This window comes from Paenibacillus nuruki, assembly GCF_001721045.1.
GTDB classification, from domain to species: Bacteria; Bacillota; Bacilli; order Paenibacillales; family Paenibacillaceae; genus Saccharibacillus; species Saccharibacillus nuruki.
On sequence record NZ_MDER01000110.1, the window covers coordinates 1 to 782 of the forward strand.

At 45.1% G+C, this 782-nt stretch carries 1 protein-coding gene; it reads left to right on the plus strand.

Going from position 1 to position 782, the window contains the following annotated elements:
• Positions 1 to 119 precede the first annotated feature (119 nt).
• Complete coding sequence (locus PTI45_RS23840; protein ID WP_139129327.1) at positions 120 to 611, plus strand: IS982 family transposase; 492 nt, start codon at positions 120 to 122, stop codon at positions 609 to 611.
• Positions 612 to 782: the final 171 nt, after the last annotated feature.

Genomic DNA, 782 nt, shown 5'->3' on the forward strand with positions numbered 1-782 from the left:
CATATCCTGACGCTTCATCTGCTGGGAAAAGGGCTAGGATTCACCTCAGAACGTGCCTAGTATCGCTTTATTCAAGGGAATTTAGGTCCTGTTGTCGAACGTTCTCGGTACAATCGGCGATGCCGAGATCTTCGCTTCGCGCTCAAGTGGTTACGCAAGCGACTCTCTTCACCGGAGTTCGGCAGCGCATACTCGATCTTCTTCGTTTAAAAAGGGCGCGATGCTTTCGAGGGCTAGCTGACGTTGGCTATTGCGCTTCCAAAAAGAGTCATTACTATGGATTCAAGCTACACGTGCAAATCGATTCATTCGGTTTCGTCCAAAGTTACGTCTTGTCGGCCGCTTCGGTTCACGATGTACAGATGGTAGAAGAATTGCTTCGCGAGACGCCTTCTGCCTTTGTTCTTGGAGACGAAGGGTACCTCAGTCAATCTTTACACGTTCGTTTGGAAAAGAACTTCGGTACCCTCCTTTGTGTGCCAATGCGTTCAAACAGCAAAAAAGAACGGTGGACGCCAGCCTTTACACGCCAGATGCGACGAAAACGCAAGCAAATCGAAACGTTATTTTCCATCTTAGTGACTCGTTTTGCTCTTTCTTCGATCCGTTAGAAGAGTCCATCCGGATTCGAAACGAATTTAGATGGGATTTTGCTAGCCTACACGCCTTGGAAAACAGGAGCAATTCAAGATTAATTTTAACTAGCACCACGGGTTGTATTTATATCTACTTATTAAGCGCTTTGAGATCAATTATAATTCTGTAACTTATACTTATAAAAT

Coding starts and splice junctions, on each gene's coding strand:
- PTI45_RS23840 (WP_139129327.1), top strand. CDS start 120: ATGCCGAGATCTTCGCTTCGCGCTCAAGTGGTTACGCAAGCGACTCTC.